Origin of the sequence: Ferroplasma sp. (assembly GCF_031200575.1) — an archaeon.
GTDB lineage: Archaea > Thermoplasmatota > Thermoplasmata > Thermoplasmatales > Thermoplasmataceae > Ferroplasma.
This window is the reverse complement of the sequence record NZ_CP133597.1, coordinates 1,750,707-1,769,256: the sequence shown is the minus strand read 5'-3', so window position 1 is coordinate 1,769,256 and position 18,550 is coordinate 1,750,707. Positions and strand designations below refer to the sequence as shown.

The window sequence follows — 18,550 nt, the reverse complement described above, 5'->3', positions numbered from 1 at the left end:
CCTTCTATGAAAAAGGATGTTTATATTAAGATCAGCAAATGGGACTCTTATACATGTAGATATAAATGCACCCTATAATATTTCATAATGGGAATCATGAAGTTTGTGTAAACTGGAGGAAGTATTGGTCTTGCCCAAGGAAGTGCAGGCATAGAAGAATTTTAAATATGATATACCCTAAAGGTTGTTATTAATGTGGTTTTAAGAAACCGTAACCTTAAAAACCTGTTATGAATTTGCAACGGTGAACGATGACGTTAAAAATATTAAGGTTACAGAAATCAGATACTTATTTAAGCTTCTGCCCGTATTTATTAAATTCAGCTCAGATAGAAAACGTTCCAGAAGGCAGGAGGAATACGATTACAGAATAGAAAAGCATGGCAGAATTGCTGTGAACACATTTATCCAGCTGGGCCCAACATTTATCAAGCTGGGGCAGGTCCTTTCAGCGCGACCCGATCTCCTGCCGAAAGAATATTTAAAGGCATTTTCAGACCTTCAGGATAAGGTCCCGCCGGACAACTTTGCCTATGCCCGCAGAATAATAGAGGAAAATGTTGGAAATCTTGACAAGGTTTTTGATGAATTCAATGAGAATGCAATATCTGGGGCTTCCCTGGGACAGGTTTACAGGGCAAAATACAGGGGCATTGATGCAGCTGTAAAGGTTAACAGGCACGACATAGACAGGGTGCTAAGGAGAGATTTGATTATTATCAAAAAACTACTGGACCTTTTCAAGAGATTCATGGATAACTTTCTGTATATAAGTATCTCTAACGTCATTTCCGATTTTTCAGCCAGGATATATGATGAAACAAACTATCTCATAGAGGCAGATAACATAAGGAGAATCAGGACCAATATAAAGAAATACGACATAATCATACCTGACGTTCTGTTTGCCTCAAAACAGGTTTTGATACTTACATATATTGAGGGAATAAAGGTTACGGATGTTAAAAAACTCAGTGAATATGGCATAGACCTACCGAAGCTTGCACATGATCTTGATATAACTTTCATTCGCATGCTCCTGCGCAATGATATATTCCATGCAGACCCACACCCAGGGAATATATCAATTTCCACAGAGGGCAGAATTATTCTTTACGATTTTGGCATGGTGGGGAAGCTTGACGATGATACCAGATTTAAGCTGTTAAAACTGTACGATGGACTGATTAACAAGGATCCTGATACTATTATGGATTCGCTGATCCAGCTTAACGCACTTTCCCCTGCTGCTAACAGGGGCATAGTACGAAAAGGAATAGAGCTATCCATAGCCAATCTCTCAGGTACAAATGTAAACGAAATGGATATCAGGGAGCTTCTTGCAATAGCAAATAATGTAATCTTTGAGTTCCCGTTCCATCTCCCAAGGGAACTGGTACTGTATATGAGAATGTCATCACTTCTTGAGGGCATCTGCAAAACGCTGGACCCGAATTTCAAGTTTGTGATTGTTTTGAGGGATATACTTTACAACGAGGGCATGCTTCAGGAATTGTATATGAAAGAACTGAACGAATTTGCACAGAAGGCTGTAATATCAATAGAAAAGGGCTTTGATGTACTTCCACTTCTTAAGAGGAGGCTGGAGGAACAGGAAATGCCTGTCCAGGAAAATAGGAAACTCCCAGCAACAGTGTTTCTATCTGCAGTATTTATTGCCATGGTTTTATTTTCAAGAATACATCCAGTGGTTTCATATATAATAATGGCAGCAGACATCATAGTTATGGTTTTAACCTTAAGGAAATAATCGATAGATTCTAAAAATAAATTTTGTTTAGATATAAAATTTCATTCAATTTTTACTGTTTTTACATTCTTTACAGGTATTCTTAATGAGAGCACGCCATCGGTGTATTTTGCTGTGAAATCCTGTTCGGTATCTACCTCAAGAGGCAGTTGCATTCTCTTGAAAACTTTGTCAGGCCTCTGGTTTTCGAATACTGTTCCATCTGGCTTGATTTCACGATCAGCCCTTATTACAATAGCATTCTTCTCAATTGTAACCTTTATATCATTTCTGTCAAAGCCAGGAAGGTCTGCATCTATTCCTATGTATCCATTGTCCTCATACACTGTAACCGGCGGGTACATGTAGCTCATTATTTCTCTAGCCCTGTTGTTAATATTTTTCATAAACTCGTCAGAGTAATATTTTAACGGTCTGTACATATTTCAAATATAAATCATGAGTACTAAAAGTTTACGTTAGTATTTAGGATACAGTTTTTTCAGGCGTTAAATATAAAAAACCTAATCCACCACTATTTCTCTTTATATTTCTATTCATTATATTCATCCTATACTTCCCTGCCCTTAAGCCCATCTGGCCTTGCCACATGCCTTGCAAGGATTTCCTCGGCCATTGTATATGGGTCTTCCTTTAAGGGTTTATCCCCAAATTCTATACTGTCAACATAATTTGAATATTCATGGTAAATAGCCTCCATGACAACCAGCTTAAGTTTTTTGTAATATTTTTCCCGTGGATTCCTGTTGTGCATCTTCAGTATGCTCTGCACCAGTTCCTCATAGTGATCACCAGTAAGTGAATTAACGCCGATAACAGGGGTTTCCAGTTTATTGCTAATGCTAAGGGATTCTTTTATGTCCTTGATTGCTAGATAAGACCCCTCCCTGTCTATTTTGTTGATCACAAAGATATCACCTATTTCCATTATTCCAGATTTTATTGCCTGTATCTCATCCCCCAATCCTGGGGCAAGGAATACGCATGTCACATCAGCTATGTTCATAATATCTATATCAGCCTGCCCAGAGCCAACAGTTTCAAGGATTATATAATCATTCCCGGCAGCTTCCAGAACCTTTACGATATCCCACGTGTATTCTGAGAGTCCACCATTGTAAAGCCTGTTTGAAGTGCTCCTCATATATATCCCCTGCCTGCTCAATGCGGACTGCATCCTTATGCGGTTTCCAAGTATGGCACCTCCCGAGAAGGGGCTTGCAGGGTCAATTGCCAGAACCGCAACCTTTCCATGGTCAGCAAGTAAAGGCGCCAGATTCCCTATTGCTGTGCTTTTTCCTACCCCTGGCGGCCCCGTGATCCCAATGACCTTTGCATTGCCATGCCCGTATATCCTTTTAATTATGGCCTTTCTTACCTCATAACCTGAGTTTTCTATTAGGGATATTGATCTGGCCATGGCCCTGTAATCTCCATTCAGTATGCCCTGAGCCAGCATTTCAGTATTCATTTTCTCTCAATTTCCTTATTTCCCTGGCCCTTGCCTTAATATGATCTATTATGATGTTCAGGGGTGTACCAGGGCCAAAATTTCCAGTTATTCCCATCCTCTCAAGGGCAGGTTTGTCTTCATCGGGGATGATTCCACCACCAACCACTGCAATATCATTTACACCCCTTTTTTTGAGTATTTCCATTACATTTCTGAACGCGGTCATATGGGCTCCATTCAAAAGGCTGAGCGCAATTACGTCTACATCCTCATTTATCGCGGTATCCACAACTTCCTCAGGTGTTGGCAAAAGTCCAGCATAGATAACGTCCATACCGGCATCCCTGAAAGCCTTTGCAAGGACAAATATGCCACGGTCATGTCCATCTATAGCAGGTTTAGCCAGCAGAATCTTTATTGGTGCTTCAGTATATTTTTGGCTCTTTCCACTCACCGAATATCTCCCTCCCCACATTTGATATTTCTTCCAGGGTGCAGTAATTTCTCACACATTCCATTATATATGGCATGAGATTTATCCTATCATCTTCCATTGCTTTATGGAGTTCCTCAAGGGACCTTGAGACTTTGGACTGATCGCGGTTCTTTTTGACATTCTCGAGGCTATTTATCTGCCCTTTCTCTGCCACATCCGTAATCTTCAGGGTATTTATTGGCTTTTCATCCCTGTCGACATACTTGTTTACCCCGACTATTATGTCATCTCCCCTTTCTATTTTGAGCTGTTTTTTATAGGATGTGTCAGCTATTTCTTTCTGCAAATAACCGGACTTCACGGCTTCGAGGATTCCGCCCATCTTCTCAATTTCTGAGAAGTATTTGTACGCCTCGATCTCCATCTCACATGTCAGCCTCTCCAAATAATAGGAACCACCCAGGGGATCAATAACATCAGTTATCCCAGTTTCCTCTGCTATTATCTGCTGTGTCCTGAGCGCAACCTTTACTGCGTCATCAGTTGGAAGTGCCCAGGCCTCATCATAGGAATTGGTATGCAGGCTCTGAGTCCCTCCAAGAACAGCTGCCATTGCCTCAATTGTTGTTCTGACTATGTTGTTCAGGGGCTGCTGCCATGTCAGCGTGTAACCGGATGTTTGTGTATGGAATTTCAATGCCATGCTTTTTGGATTTTTTGCGTGATATTTTTCCTTAAGCACAGTTGCCCATATGCGCCTTGCTGCCCTGAATTTTGCGATTTCTTCGAAGAAATTAATGGATGAATTGAAGAAAAATGATGTTCTCGGTGCAAAATCATCCACTTTCAGTCCTGCATTTATGCCCATCTCGATGTAATAAAAACCATCTGCAAGTGTAAATGCAAGCTCCTGGACAGCGCTGGACCCAGCCTCCCTTATGTGGTATCCTGAAACACTTATATAATTCCATTTGGGAACATGTTCTGTTGAATATACAAGCATGTCCCTGATCAACCTAAGGTGGGTCTCAGGCGGATACATCCATTCTTTCTGGGCTATGTATTCCTTCAGTATGTCTGCCTGTACTGTTCCTGAAATTTTTTCTAATGGAATGCCCTTTTTCTCTGCCAGTACAAAATACATTGCAGTCAGTATGGCTGCAGGGGCATTTATTGTCATGGATGTGCTTACCTTTGAAAGGTCTATGCCATCAAATATTCGCTCCATGTCATAAAGTGAGGAAACATTAACACCGCATTTGCCTACCTCACCCTCTGCCCTGCTGCTGTCACAGTCATAACCATAAAGGGTGGGCATATCAAATGCGATACTCAAACCTGTCTCGCCATTTTCAATTAAATACTTAAGCCTCTTATTTGTATCATCCGGCGTTCCGAAACCTGAAAACATACGCATGGTCCAGTTTCTTCCCCTGTACATATTTGGGTATATGCCACGTGTAAACGGGTATTCACCTGGATATCCAATTCTCTCTGAAGCATCTCTGGGAAGGTCTCCGGCCGTGTAAAGCTCCTTTACGGGCATTGCTGATGAATTTTCCATGGTTTTATCCTTATAACCGGTTTTTTTGTTCCACGGATTTAATACCGTCTCCTTCCATTTTTCATAATTTTTATCTTCAGTGAAGGATTGCATTATTTCCCTTGCTTTTATATCCCAGAAATTATCCATGTTCTCTTAATAGCTAAAAGCATTAATATTTTTCTTATGGGACACATATAGCCCTTTGATAGTAACAGAATCATTTATTGTTATTTTTTATCATGTCCACAACTTCCAGGCATAGCATCCACCCTATTTGTAATAAATCCGTTTAATCCTGCATTGCATATCTTATATGCATCCTCAGGTTCATCAACTGTCCATGGCAAAACGGAATAACCTGCCTCATGGATTTTTATAAATTTCTCAATATACTCTTCCTTGAATTCCGGCAGATAAAGTGATACATCCATGGACTCCAGGTCCCTGCAATCTATCTTTCCCATATATTTTTCTGAATGGCTATCGTAATCAAGTCCCAGCATAATAGTGCTATTCAATTCCCTCGCTTGTTTGATTGCATATGGGTCAAAAGAAATAATGCATACATGGTCCCTCATTCCGGTTTCCTTTATTACATCAAGGGTGCGCATTGGCAGCTCATTCTTGATAATATAGCCATCGTCATGCACTGTTTTTAATTCCACAAGAAAATATCTGTCCCTGTGTTCTCTTAAAAGATCCTTTAATCTTGGAATTTTTTGATTTCCAACCCTAATATCATAGATTTCTCTGGAATTCATGCTTTCTATTTCTTTATTAAGTGACGCAAGCCTTTCCAGATTAAAGTCATGTATTATAAATACTTCATTATCGCTGCTAAGATGAACGTCAAGTTCAACAATGTTTGTGAATTTAAATGCATTTTCAAAAGACTCCATGGTATTTTCCATATATTTTGATGGCAGCCCTCTGTGGCCTACTGCGGTGAAATTTGATTTTATATAGTTATATATATCCATTGCCATTAATTTATCACAACCTAATAAGAATATTGCCTGCACTGATCCTACCATGCAATAACCATGGGACTCTGTGCTTTTTATACAAAGTAATATGCAAGAATATAAAGGTCTGAAATTCCGTTCGGATTGTAAGATCTGCCATTACCGGTATAATTCCAGATAAAAATCAAATATGGAAATAATTAAAAATCAAATTTTTTAATAATTTTCTCATTATAGTAGCTGGCATATGTATATTTTCTCAATAATGGATAATAATTAAGGTTAAATTTCCTGAGAATTTCCCTGACTTCCTTTGATGAATATGTAACGTCAAACTCATCTTCTATATATTTCTGGATTTCACGTACGGTGCAAACTTTTTTATCTTCTATGCAGTTTTTCAGTATGCACATCTGGTTCTCGTGCAATTTGGAAGGCCTGCCCATGTATGTTCTAACTACCACATTCTTTTCTTCATCACTTTCAACTGAATTGACAGTCTGTAATTTATTCTGTACCATACTTTCACCCTACAATTCGTATATACATTTAACTTATAAATACGTTATTATTTTTGTAGAATAAATCAAAAAAAAACGAAATTATGTATATTTTGTAAGATTTCATAATTCACTCAAAAGATTTCAAAATTTATCTATTATCTTAACGGCTCTTGTATATTTAAGTCGAAAACCAACAAAACTGATACAAAGAATGAATATGTAATCGCAACTTCGTATAAACTTAAATTTTTTATTATTTATCACGATATTATTAAATCTTGAAAATTCAGTAACAAAATCAAAAGGCAATAAATTGAAGTATACATTTTCATATTTGTCATATTCCATAATATCATGACACAAATAACATATTTATATATCTATAATATCATTGCCTATGAAATTTGCATCTCCGGGATTTGATATTGTTTCTGATTTTTTTGGATATACTGACGGAGTCAAAATCTCTGTATCAGGGAGCCAGTGGTTTATAGTACCTCAAATCATCTCATATTTTTCCTCTGCAGGGATCAAGATCTACGTCGAAACACTGCCCTCAGTACTTGTGAGGAAAAGGGCAAATGGCGTTCCAATTTCTCTTGGGAACCTGCAAATAGCCGGTGTTCCACATATAATCTGCATTGATAACGAATTAATCCGCAGGATGAATATGAGTGACAGATTTCCAGCTTTTCAGGATCGTATGTGCATTGCATGGTCCGGTAAGGGCAATAAACCGGAACTATGTGAAATCGACAGAAAAGGTCTTGCAATACCTAATCCCCAGTTATCATCTATAGGGATGGTGTTTAAAAAATATTATGAAAAACAATGTGGCTATTATGGGGACCTTAAGGGGGAGGCCATAATATGCGATCTACACCACAGGGAAATACCCCAGAGAATTTTATCCGGGCAGGCCAATTATGGAATTCTGTGGGAGAGCGAGGCGAAATACTGGAAATTTAATTATTGCATTCTTGATAAAAATGGAAAAAAATTTTCCTGGGTTTTAACAGAAAACTCAGACATAGAATCAAAAAAGGTTTTTGATACCATAAAATCAGGTGCCTTACGGGATTTCTACAGGAAATATGGTCTAGAAAGTACATCTTAAAATATTATATATTTAATGGCATAAAAAATAATATTAAAAATCCTTTTATATGAGTTTTATCTTAATTATCTGTATTGTGGTCTAATATGAAAGACAAAATGGAATTACTGTGGGACAGCATTGTAAAATATTCCAAAAGGAATGACATTTCTATATATTATTCCACAGATGTGGATATAGTGATAAGCTTTGAGTGGGATAAACGCATGGGGGGAGCCGCAAAATTCCTGAGGAATGCAGAGGAAAGCGGAATTAAATCCATTGTGATTTCCATAAAAAGATTTGAAGATGAGGATATGGATTGCTCTTCCATAGATTGCAAGAAGTACCGGGGAAAGATTGCAGAAATTGATATTATGTATATATCAAACGATGTGGGTTACAAATATCATGAGGAAGCAGACTGGTTCTCTGAATTAAATACTTTCAATATCGATGATCTACTGGAAGAGAACGATGATAAGAAGGTTCTGCCCCTCACCAGGGAGGTGAATGAGAAATCCATAGACTCACTTATACAGGATATGTTACAGTATTTTGACAATGAGGTTATGGACTTAGAAAATGGTGAAATAGACAGCAACATAAAAAACTTCTGGATGGATAAGGGAATAAACTTTGATTTTCCAATTGACCAGGAATTAAAGCTGAAAATCGATCGTGTTAACAGGGAAGCCCGCAAAAAGATAGAAAAAAATATGAAATCTGTTGAAAGGCAGAAACTGATGAAATTAATTCCTGCTGTAATCAAGGAAAAAATAGGAAATTCAAATGATATAATATCCAGGGAACAGCTTAAAAATTATCTGTCCGATAAAGGTATAACTGTCCATACAGCCTCTAATATAGATTATATGTACAATCAGTTATTAAAGGAAATCAAAATACAGAATAAAAAATATTAATTTTACATTATAAATTTTCTGTATAAATTAGTCCTGTAAGATAAAACAACCCTGAATATTTGTTTTTCTTATATATAAAGGCATATTTTGTAATTATTACCACTAATTAGTGTTTTGCATTATTAGCAAGAAAAAAGACAAAACATATATATTATTCTATATGCTTAACATGATTAGTTAATTAGGTGAATTAAGATGGTATTGACAGAAGAAAGAAATAAATCCGAGGTCAGACTGGCGAATGACTTTGAGATAAGTAGAAACGCGCCTTTCAAGACTGTAGATGAATTCTTGAAAAGTATGGGCCATTTAATTACAGACGATATGCTTGTTTTAAGAGTAACAGAAAGCTTATGCCCACTATGTGCAGATGAGGAGAAATTCGATCAGATGAGAATTCCCGCAATCGTGTATGAGGAAGGGGGAGAAGTTGACCTTATCAAAGAATGCGCTGAACATGGTATAACAAAGGAAAAGTACTGGGAAGACTACGATATGTATGAGGAGGCAAAAAAATTCCAGGACAAGGAAGGCACAAAAATATTAAATCCCAATGTTGCAGTATATGCAGATAAAATTGTATGCCCCACTCACTGTGGTCTCTGTGTAAAGCACAAATCCCATACAGGACTTGGAAACGTTGTTATAACCAACAGGTGCGATCTATCATGCTGGTACTGCTTCTTCTATGCAAAGGAAAACGAGCCCATATATGAGCCGTCTCTGGATCAGATAAGATTAATGCTCAGAAGAATGAGAAACGAGAAACCAGTTGGAGCCAACGCAGTGCAGATAACAGGTGGAGAGCCAACCCTTAGGGATGATATTATAGATGTAATAAGAATCGCAAGGGAAGAAGGCTATGAACACGTCCAGATGAACACGAACAGTGTAAGGGCAGCATATGACCCTGACTTTGTCAAGAGGGCAAGGGATGCAGGATCTAACGTTGTTTATACAAGTTTTGATGGGCCGACACCAAGATCAAACCCCAAGAACTTCTGGGAAATACCCATGGCACTGGAGCATTACAAGCAGGCACCAATGGGTGTTGTACTTGTGCCCACTGTTATAGGTGGGATAAACGATATGTACCTTGGAGATATGATAAAGTTTGCAAAATCCAATATGGACGTTGTAAGGGGACTCAATTTCCAGCCAGTAAGCCTTGTGGGAAGGATGTCAGACCGTGCAAGGGCAAGGCAGAGAATAACAATCCCTGGAGCAATAAAGAAGATCGAGCAGCAGCTTGATGGTGCAATAGGAAGGGAGGACTTCTTTACCGTGCCGGCAACAACAGATGTATCCAACTTCGTGGCTGCACTTAAAGGCCATCCAACATACAAATTATCCATACACTTTGCATGTGGAATGGGAACATACATATTCGTTGATAATGACAAGATCATACCTGTAACAAGGTTTGTTGATGTCAAGGGAATGTTTGAATACCTCTCAGAGCTTGGAGACGACATAAAATACGCAAAATGGCAGGCACCAAAGAAGGTAGAATCCGTTACAAAACTTCTGTTACACCTGAAGAAATTCGTGGATTACAGCAAGGCACCTGAGGGATTCAAGCTGAAAGATATGGTATATAATGCATTCACAGAGGGAGATTACCACGGACTGAAAGCTTTCCATTACAAGTCTCTGTTTGTAGGGTTCATGCATTTCCAGGATCCGTATACATACGATGTGGACCGTGTGGAGAGATGCGATATACACTATGCGATGCCAGATGGAAGGGTAATACCTTTCTGTGCATTCAATGTGATACCGGAGCTTTACAGGGATTCAACACAGAGAAAGTATTCTATACCTGCAAATGTGTATGAGGAGAAAACCGGATTTGACCTGAAAAAGGACAAATATTTCAGGAAATACACCGTGGAGGAAAAGAAGAGAATCATAAGATTCTATGAGAGAAGCCTTGGAAGAAATCTTACCTCCAAGGAAATAGGACTTGACCTGGACAAGGACGAAATCCCAATGATTTCATCCGTAAACCCGGATCAATAAATCCTATAATTTTTTAGTATTGTATTTTATATTTATTTGTTATTCTATGTTATGATTTATGATATACTGGATCATACTGCAGATCTTAAGGTTAAAATATATGGAAATTCCTATACTGCAATTTTTCAGAATTCTGTAATAACAATCTCAGATTTAATAGTGGATAGAAAGCTTCTGAGACCTGATTTTAATAAGACCATTGAAATTGAAAAAAATACTCCTGACAACATACTGGTGAATTTACTCAATGACATCCTATTTTATATGGAATATGAGAATGTTATATATTTCAGTTCAAAATTAGATTTTACAGAAAACCGACTTCAAGGCGGCATATTTGGGTCCAGCATTCCAGATAATGCAGAGTACAGAAATGTTATAAAGGCAGCCACATACTATGATCTCAAGGTTAACCCGGAACATGGGTTTGCCATTGTTGTATTCGATATCTGATTAGCTGATCTCTATGAGGGGCCTCCCAGGCCATGGGTTTTTCTTCTGTATGCTGTCAGATTTTACGACAGTAATATCAAGCTTGAGTGAAGACTCGAGGTATTTTCTATTTGCCTCTATTATATTGTATTCATCAATCATCTCTATATCAATCCTGTTTTTGTTTTTCATGTAATCGCCTATCATGGTGCGGTATTCTCTATCCAGATTTCCATTAGGATACTCCTCAAGGAATATTTTCTGTTTCTGCCCATAAACTGTGATAGTAGCCTTTTTAGCATCAATATGAATAATTTTGAGGATTTCCCTTATGTCTGATATTACTCTGTTAAGATAGTTTTCAGATTTTAAAACACTGTAATCTATTCTGTCATCTATGTTCATATCCAGCCTCTGCGCACTGACAAAACTATTGTTGTCTATATGCCTGTGCCAGTACTCTTCAGCGGCGAAGGGTATTATTGGAGAAAGGGCTTTTAACCAGTCCGCAAGGACAGGTTTCATGGCAGTATTGATATTGCCTCCGTGGTTTTCAACATTCTTGAGATCGTTCATGACATTGTAAAATATCGCTATATATGAATCTCTAATGTTCATTGACTCCATGTCAGCAATATATGTTTTTAAATTCCTGTAAAATGCGGATTTGAACCATGAATAAATATAATTACCATCATCATCTCCTGGAGAATAGGCATCAAGAATGTCAGTAAAATATGAATACCTTTTTATTACAGAAGAAAGATCTTTTTCATTCCAGTCAAGAAGTGATGAAATATCGGCCCCTGCTGCCATGAAAAGTCTGTATATATCGGCAGAATAATGATTTATTATCTCCAGGAGAGATATTACATTTCCCTTGCTTTTTGATATCTTAGCACCATTTGATATGACGAGTCCCGATATCATCAGTCCCCCAGGTAGCTCCTTCCCCTTGAAAATGGCTGCATGATTCATTATATAGAAGGCCAGGTGGTTAGATATGTGTGGCGGTGCTGTTATCCTCAAATCGTTGCCGTACCAGTATCTGAATTCATCCCTGGCTTTTCTTGCATTCTCCATGGTATATTCATCGTATTCTTCTGTTACTTCCTTACCCAGAAGTATATAATCAAGTATCCCGTAGGGAATTTTTTTAAGATGTGCGTATATATTTTCGAGCTCAGTTTTATTGGTATAGGCGAGCATGTATATTGTGGAATCTGAAAGCGATTCTATAACCCATCTTTCATCAAAGGGTAGCCTGGTTCCTATGCCTCTTCTTCTGGCGCATGGCCTTTCCTTTAGCCAGTCAACAGCATCGTTCATCAGCTTTCTGTAAAGTTCAGGATAGAATTTCATTGAATTTACAAGTAGGTGTGCTTTTTCTTTTAGCCATTCTGGGGAATAATCAATAAACCATTGGTCATTTAGCACTGCAACTATAACTTCTGATCCTGACCTTGTTACTGCCTTTCTTGTCGTCTCATAAAATATGTATGCAATGTTTCTTTCCAGCATTTCCTTCCTTATTGCCTCCCTTCCGGCTTCAACAGACATGCCACTGTATTTGCCGGAATTGATTAATGTACCGTTGTAAAACTCTTCCTTATAAAGTTCCTGTGTTGCATCCTTGAGCCTTTCACTGTTATTTTCAAGGTCATACTTTTGAACCAGTGATTCTACTGATACGTTCCTATCAACTTTCACAACTTTCTTTAAGTTATTCTTTATGCCCTCCTTCCTGTAGTAAATATAATCAAAAATAGAGTGCCCTGGCACAGAATACACAATGCCGGTTCCATTATCCGGGTCAACAAATTCGGCCTTTAAAACCCCGACCTTTTCACTGCTGAATGGTACCTGGAATTCAGATGCTGCTATCTCATCAGAGGAGATATCCCTAACGTACTGAACATCCTCATGCTGCATCGAGAATTTTTTGCATCCACTGCTGGACATCACTACATTCTCTTCACGGTACCTGACCATTCCATATTCTGCAGATGGGCTTATCCATAGATTTGTTACACCGAATATTGTTTCAGGTCTCAGGGATGCCGCCATAAGGGAATATTTTTCACCCCTGAACAGTACACCGGTAAATTCTTCGATGCTTACCTTGTCAGTATCACCATCCTTGATATCATCCTCCCCAACTGCATTTTCATCCTTCATGCTGTAAAGTATGGGGTAGCTCCCTCTTTTAATAAGTCCCATCCCATTCAGCTGGTTGAACTGCCACTTTACAACTTCCTGGTAAAATGGATCAGCGGATGTAAACTTCCTGCTCCAGTCTATGGAATAACCGAGGTCCATGAAATCCTTTATTATTACCCTGGAAAAGTAATCTGCTATATTCTGTGGCTCCCTGAATGATGCCAGTATTCCATCTATGTCCTCCGGTTTTTCATATTCGGATAGATAACTTCTGTAAAGCCTAATGGTATCCTTATCACCATTTCTCAACCTCTCCGAGAATGCCAGGATTGGCGTCCCACTTTCATGGAATCCCATGGGAAAGAGGACATTGTAACCAGTTAGCCTTTTGTAGCGTGCAACTATGTCTCCCAGCGTATACGTTCTCCCATGGCCCACATGCAGTGAGCCATTTGTATATGGCCAGGGCACAGTTACAAAAAATTTCTCCCTTGTGCTGTCTGCAACCGGCTCGAAAATATGGCTTTCTGCCCAGCGGTCACGCCATTTTTCCTCTATGCTTCGTTCCATCTAAACCACTAGGACTGCAGCGGCTATGACTGTTGCCCATTCATCGGGCTTCAGCACCACTGTCGTCGCTGCGATATTTTTTGTTGTAAGTATCTTATCATCCAGAACATACTCATTTTTCCTTTCTTCCCATTTGAGATGGTCATCCAGCCCCATTGTGCTTGCCAGCATTTCAGCAGCAAGTTTTTCAGCAAAATGCCCAGAATCGTTTTCCGTCTGGCCGAATGTATGGTGCTCACTTAAGTACCCCCATTTGCTCCTGTCAGATGGCACTGCCACGCCGATAGCAGAAGATATCATCCTGTTAAGCTCATTGGATGAATTCCTTGCAAGTACTGTAAATAAAATCTGGCCGTAGGAAAGGAGCTTTATGCCCTCAGATTTATCGACTATTTCAGCATATGGCGGAAGGATTGAACTGACACTGACCAGGTTATATGCAGCGATGTCAGCATCTCTCAATGCATTTTCGAATGATTGCAGCTGTGTCTCTCCGCGACCTATGCCCCTGGTGAAAAATATCTTCTTTGGAAGTAACATAGGGGTGTATTATTAATTATTTAAAATATTTATCTTAATTTTTACGGCTGCTACAGAATTAATTGTGTTTCCTCATCACTCATTTCGGCCCTGTAAATTGCCTGTGTTTGCATTCTGTTCCACAAAAATTTTCCTGTAAAGGTCCATTCCATGGCCTGTTTCCTGGGGCTTGCCCCGAATTATCCTGTACGTATGTTTTCCATCTTCTGTCCTTTCGGCAACAAGAAATAAAGATTTTTCCCTAATGTCACTGGCAACTGCAGATGCAAATTCATATAAATGCGATACAAAAAATACCATTATGCCATTTTCAAGAAGTGCCCTTGTGATATCCAGGGCTATTTCAGATCCCTCCCTGGTATTCGTTGAGGAGAAAGACTCATTGAAAAGCACCATGCCATTCCTGGTCAGATGCTTCACTATTTCATCCATCTTTGAAAGCTCATCCTCAAATTTCCCCCTGTTCAGGTTTCTGTCCTCCCCGCTTTTGAAATGGGTATAAATCCCAGAAACTATATTAGCCCCGTAATATTCAGATGGTACGAAAATACCGGCCTGCATGAGTATCTGTGCCTGCCCGATGCTTCTCAGGAATGTTGACTTCCCACCACGGTTAGTTCCCGTGATTATGAATAATCCTGTATCCAATGATTCCATATTATTGGGCACGACTGCAGCTCCAGTGCTCAGAAGCAAGCCCAGGTCATACAGGCCAGTAAAGGACATGCACTTATTATGGCATGGTTCTGGAAAGCATATTTTAGCTTTTCTTTTTTCAATATTTTCCATCAGATTAATTGCCGCAAGATAAAATCCTGCCTCTCTTTTTATGTCATCATAAAATTCCATTACATTTTTTGCAGCAATTCTAAGTACTGCGGCAACCTTTCCCATTCCGCGGCTTTTTATACCCTTAATTTCTTCTGCCCCTCCAATGTCCCTCTCATGCAGCGTGTATGTGAAATGCCTTTCCAGCACACCCTTCATGGTTTTCTTCACTGATATGGAATTATCGGGCTCATGCAGAATATAATCCCTTCCGGAATTTCCTGGCCCCAGTGCCATGCTCAGAGTCACACCATCATGAAAATTCAATTTTTCTAAGTATTCCAGTGCCCTATCAAGATACTCCGGCCCGAAGTCCTGAGAGATTACACTGTAGAATTTCTTCAGCCCTATTGAATTGAAACTGTTCTTGGATTCAGAGAGCACTGCCCTTAACCTTGACGCATGGATAATAAATTTACGGAGTATATCAACCGATACTTCTATTGAAAGCGACTCATTGTTGCTGAACCAGAAGATCTGCTTCTTTGCGTACTCTGTAAATTCCACGGCATTTCTATATAACTCCCCGGCAAGTCCCCTGTTGGCAATAAAATCCCTCAATATTTCCTGCCTGTAGAGTATTTCTTCTATGGAATTACATCCGGTTAGAACAAACTCCATGGAATTTTTCGTAAGAAAATTATTGCCTTCTGACATTGCGCTGAATACTGGTTTCAATCCAAGGTCATTTATAAGTGCATCGGAGTTCCATTTCAGATCATTGACCCTCCTCTTTCCATTAATGCTGCTCAGATATGTTTTCATTGCTAATCCTCCTTCTTAAGTCTTCGTAGGACAGCCTGTATTTTTCAGCCAGTGCATGTGCATAGGCCATCCCGTTTGATGCCTGTTCAATGATTTTATACGTTCTTTTTCCAGGGTCTTTATTATCAACCTGTGCAACATAGCTTTCTATTCCCTCTATTGAAGCAAGTTCATGGATGAATGTAACGTAAACCGCAATGCACCCGATTTCCTTTATTTTTTCAATAATTTTCTTTCCTATCTCTATTCCATCTCTTAAAGTCGCTGAACTAAGCATTTCATTTATAATTACAATGCTTCTGCACGTTGCACTTTCAACTATTGTATGGATCCTCCTCAACTCCTCCTCGAGCCTGCCAACTGGATTTTCAATGGTCTCTGCCCTTTCAAAATGTGTATATATTTTGTCCGGGGCCTGGAGCCTTGCACTGCTTCCTGGCACTGGAAAGCCAAGAGATGCAAGATAGTGTATCTGCCCAAAGGTTCTGGCAAAAGTGGTCTTTCCCCCATTGTTAGGCCCTGTCACAAGTATAATTTTTGATCCACCTTTAAGGCAAAAGCCGTTTGTCACAGGTAATATTCCCCTATCAAGAAGTTTACCTGCAAGTGCGAGGTCATAGGAATCCCTTGAATAAAAAACATCACCGGAGGATACAATTTCTGGGATGCAAAAATCCAATCCGCTGTCAATGAAACGTTTCATGTAAATTATGTATGCTGTATAAAATTTTATCTCACGCATAAGCCTTTCGATTACCGGATTGATGAAATTCTGGTGTTTCTCATAGAACGATTCCATCTGCAAGAACTGATCTGGGTAAAGCCTTGATGCCATTTCAACCAATGATGCCTCCATATGGCCGGTGCTGTATGAATAATATTCCTTCAATTCCAGCTGTTCACCATCAAGAAAATGGTCAAAGTATTTTACTATCTCGGCACCAAAATCCTCTGATTCAATGCTTCTCCTGACAGTTATCCTTGTGCCCTTTATTGTAATCATATACCTTAGGGACTCCATCGCACTTTCCACTCCTTTTGATTCAGATGCCAGCGTTCTGAATTCTTCAGATTTACTGTATGATTTAAGGTAATCTCTTAAGTCATTCAGTCCACGGGATTTTACGGTATTACTGTCAAGGCAATTAAGAAGGGAAATAATAGAATTGCAATACAGATATGCGGAATCAAGAAATATCCTATTTCTCTGCACTGAATCTACTTCCTTCAATTTTTTCATATTATATCGCAGTATTTCTGCATCCCTGGAGAAAGACTCTATTCCCCTGCTTATGTCTATCTCCTTCAGATCCTGAAACACTTCCTGCCTGTATTTTATATCCTGTTCAGATTTCAGGGGCATGTAAAGCAAAGATTCACTTTCATTATCATGTACGTGTCCATTTATTGCGGCAAAAATTTCATCCAGGGCCAGATCCCTAAAAATATCTTTTTCCCTTTCCATTACGGTTTTTGCCACATTGCCCCTGTAAATTATACTTTCAAACTCCACAGTACCACTCCATTCGGTTTCTATCAGGAGTTATCAGCACAGAGGCATTGAGTGGAACTCCATCCACATAGATTATAATGCTATTTTCAATATAAACATTTCATTATTAGATCAGTGGAAATTTGTGGATAGAAGTAAATTGCCATGCTAGAGACTAATATCACAACAATTATAATCGCAATTATCATCTTGTAATGGGATTTTAGATTCATAAGTCATCACTGTATATTACATAACATTTACTGCCTCCACTGGATATTGTTTTATTTCCAATTGTCCCTATTTGTTTCAATGTACTATTTTTTATTGAGTATATTCTGTATCCTGTATCAGGATGGACAAAATAATAATAGGATCCACTATGTACATCTACTATATTCATATGTGAATTGTTTTCGTTTTCCATAATAAACTCGCCATTTGCCCTGTCTATGTTTCCAGTGCCTGTATAATCAACATGGCCGTATACAGCACTCTCCTCCTGGGCGTCAATATAGTATATATCATACAGTTTACCGGCAGATACCTTGACAGTATAATTGTAATAATTGTCATTCAGATAACTATAAATCCCTATAACCTTTACAATAAAGCACATGTTGCTGCTGTAGTTAAGCCTGGCAGTATTCTGGTTTACAGTATATTTCTTCCTTACTGTGCCATTGTAGTGACCACCGTAGATAACACAGGTATCGCTTCCTGTAACAGTAACATATACATATTTTGCATTTACTGTACTGCCGGTCATGTTTACAGGCATGCATGCACATGAGAAGTCCTCTGCTGAAATATTATAAGCTAAAGGTTCAACACTTGTATTAAGGTAAACATATCTGCCATCACTGTTATAGTATGATGATACATGGTAATGATTGGGTATGAGCCATGTGTTGTCGTTATTGAAGTACCTTAATGTAATGCTTCTTCCATTATTATAATACTCTGTATCATTATGGGGATAGAAGTATATAGTTAGGGATGATACTAGTATTACCACAATTATAATCGCAATTATCATCTTGTA

Annotated in this window: 16 protein-coding genes; 5 read left to right on the top strand and 11 right to left on the bottom strand. The window is 38.8% G+C overall.

Going from position 1 to position 18,550, the window contains the following annotated elements:
- The first annotated feature begins 244 nt into the window (after positions 1-244).
- Positions 245-1,771, top strand: coding sequence for an AarF/ABC1/UbiB kinase family protein (locus tag RE471_RS09335; protein ID WP_309214598.1), 1,527 nt, complete (start codon positions 245-247; stop codon positions 1,769-1,771).
- Between the two features lie 41 nt (positions 1,772-1,812).
- Here the strand turns inward: RE471_RS09335 and hsp14 are convergent, their stop codons facing one another.
- From hsp14 to RE471_RS09305, 6 genes are all read right to left on the bottom strand, one after another.
- Positions 1,813-2,193, bottom strand: coding sequence for an archaeal heat shock protein Hsp14 (gene hsp14 / locus RE471_RS09330; protein ID WP_309214597.1), 381 nt, complete (start codon positions 2,191-2,193; stop codon positions 1,813-1,815).
- Between the two features lie 128 nt (positions 2,194-2,321).
- Positions 2,322-3,242, bottom strand: coding sequence for a methylmalonyl Co-A mutase-associated GTPase MeaB (locus tag RE471_RS09325; RefSeq protein WP_309214596.1), 921 nt, complete (start codon positions 3,240-3,242; stop codon positions 2,322-2,324).
- A complete protein-coding gene (locus RE471_RS09320; protein ID WP_375379259.1) occupies positions 3,232-3,699 on the bottom strand; it encodes a cobalamin B12-binding domain-containing protein in 468 nt (155 codons plus the stop codon). Before RE471_RS09320 ends, RE471_RS09325 begins: the two co-directional genes overlap by 11 nt.
- A complete protein-coding gene (locus tag RE471_RS09315) occupies positions 3,650-5,353 on the bottom strand; it encodes a methylmalonyl-CoA mutase family protein (protein ID WP_309214594.1) in 1,704 nt (567 codons plus the stop codon). The genes RE471_RS09320 and RE471_RS09315 overlap by 50 nt, the downstream gene beginning before the upstream one ends.
- 80 nt (positions 5,354-5,433) lie before the next feature.
- Positions 5,434-6,240, bottom strand: a complete 807-nt coding sequence (locus tag RE471_RS09310) for a glycerophosphodiester phosphodiesterase (protein ID WP_309214593.1) — start codon at positions 6,238-6,240, stop codon at positions 5,434-5,436.
- Between the two features lie 131 nt (positions 6,241-6,371).
- Entirely contained in the window at positions 6,372-6,692 is a 321-nt protein-coding gene (locus RE471_RS09305) for a winged helix-turn-helix domain-containing protein (RefSeq protein ID WP_309214592.1), read from the bottom strand.
- A gap of 379 nt (positions 6,693-7,071) precedes the next feature.
- Here RE471_RS09305 and RE471_RS09300 point away from each other — a divergent pair, with 379 nt between their 5' ends.
- The 4 genes from RE471_RS09300 (at position 7,072) to RE471_RS09285 (ending at position 11,171) form a co-directional block, all read left to right on the top strand.
- The gene (locus tag RE471_RS09300; protein ID WP_309214591.1) at positions 7,072-7,791 is read left to right on the top strand and encodes a hypothetical protein; all 720 of its coding nucleotides are present in this window, start codon (positions 7,072-7,074) and stop codon (positions 7,789-7,791) included.
- A gap of 86 nt (positions 7,792-7,877) precedes the next feature.
- Entirely contained in the window at positions 7,878-8,696 is an 819-nt protein-coding gene (locus RE471_RS09295) for a hypothetical protein (protein WP_309214590.1), read from the top strand.
- Between the two features lie 195 nt (positions 8,697-8,891).
- Positions 8,892-10,718, top strand: coding sequence for a tetraether lipid synthase Tes (tes, locus tag RE471_RS09290; RefSeq protein WP_309214589.1), 1,827 nt, complete (start codon positions 8,892-8,894; stop codon positions 10,716-10,718).
- 51 nt (positions 10,719-10,769) lie between these two features.
- Positions 10,770-11,171, top strand: a complete 402-nt coding sequence (locus RE471_RS09285) for an archease (protein ID WP_309214588.1) — start codon at positions 10,770-10,772, stop codon at positions 11,169-11,171.
- On the opposite strand, the gene leuS is transcribed toward RE471_RS09285, so the two are convergent.
- The 5 genes from leuS to RE471_RS09260 form a co-directional block, all read right to left on the bottom strand.
- Positions 11,172-13,880, bottom strand: coding sequence for a leucine--tRNA ligase (leuS, locus tag RE471_RS09280; protein ID WP_309214586.1), 2,709 nt, complete (start codon positions 13,878-13,880; stop codon positions 11,172-11,174).
- Entirely contained in the window at positions 13,881-14,420 is a 540-nt protein-coding gene (locus tag RE471_RS09275) for a pyruvoyl-dependent arginine decarboxylase (protein WP_309214585.1), read from the bottom strand.
- 75 nt (positions 14,421-14,495) lie between these two features.
- Positions 14,496-16,013 (bottom strand): hypothetical protein, encoded by a 1,518-nt coding sequence (locus RE471_RS09270; protein ID WP_309214584.1) that lies wholly within the window; start codon positions 16,011-16,013, stop codon positions 14,496-14,498.
- A complete protein-coding gene (locus RE471_RS09265) occupies positions 15,988-17,526 on the bottom strand; it encodes a hypothetical protein (protein WP_309214583.1) in 1,539 nt (512 codons plus the stop codon). The genes RE471_RS09270 and RE471_RS09265 overlap by 26 nt, the downstream gene beginning before the upstream one ends.
- Positions 17,527-17,734: 208 nt before the next feature.
- Positions 17,735-18,544 (bottom strand): hypothetical protein, encoded by an 810-nt coding sequence (locus RE471_RS09260; protein ID WP_309214581.1) that lies wholly within the window; start codon positions 18,542-18,544, stop codon positions 17,735-17,737.
- Positions 18,545-18,550 lie beyond the last annotated feature (6 nt).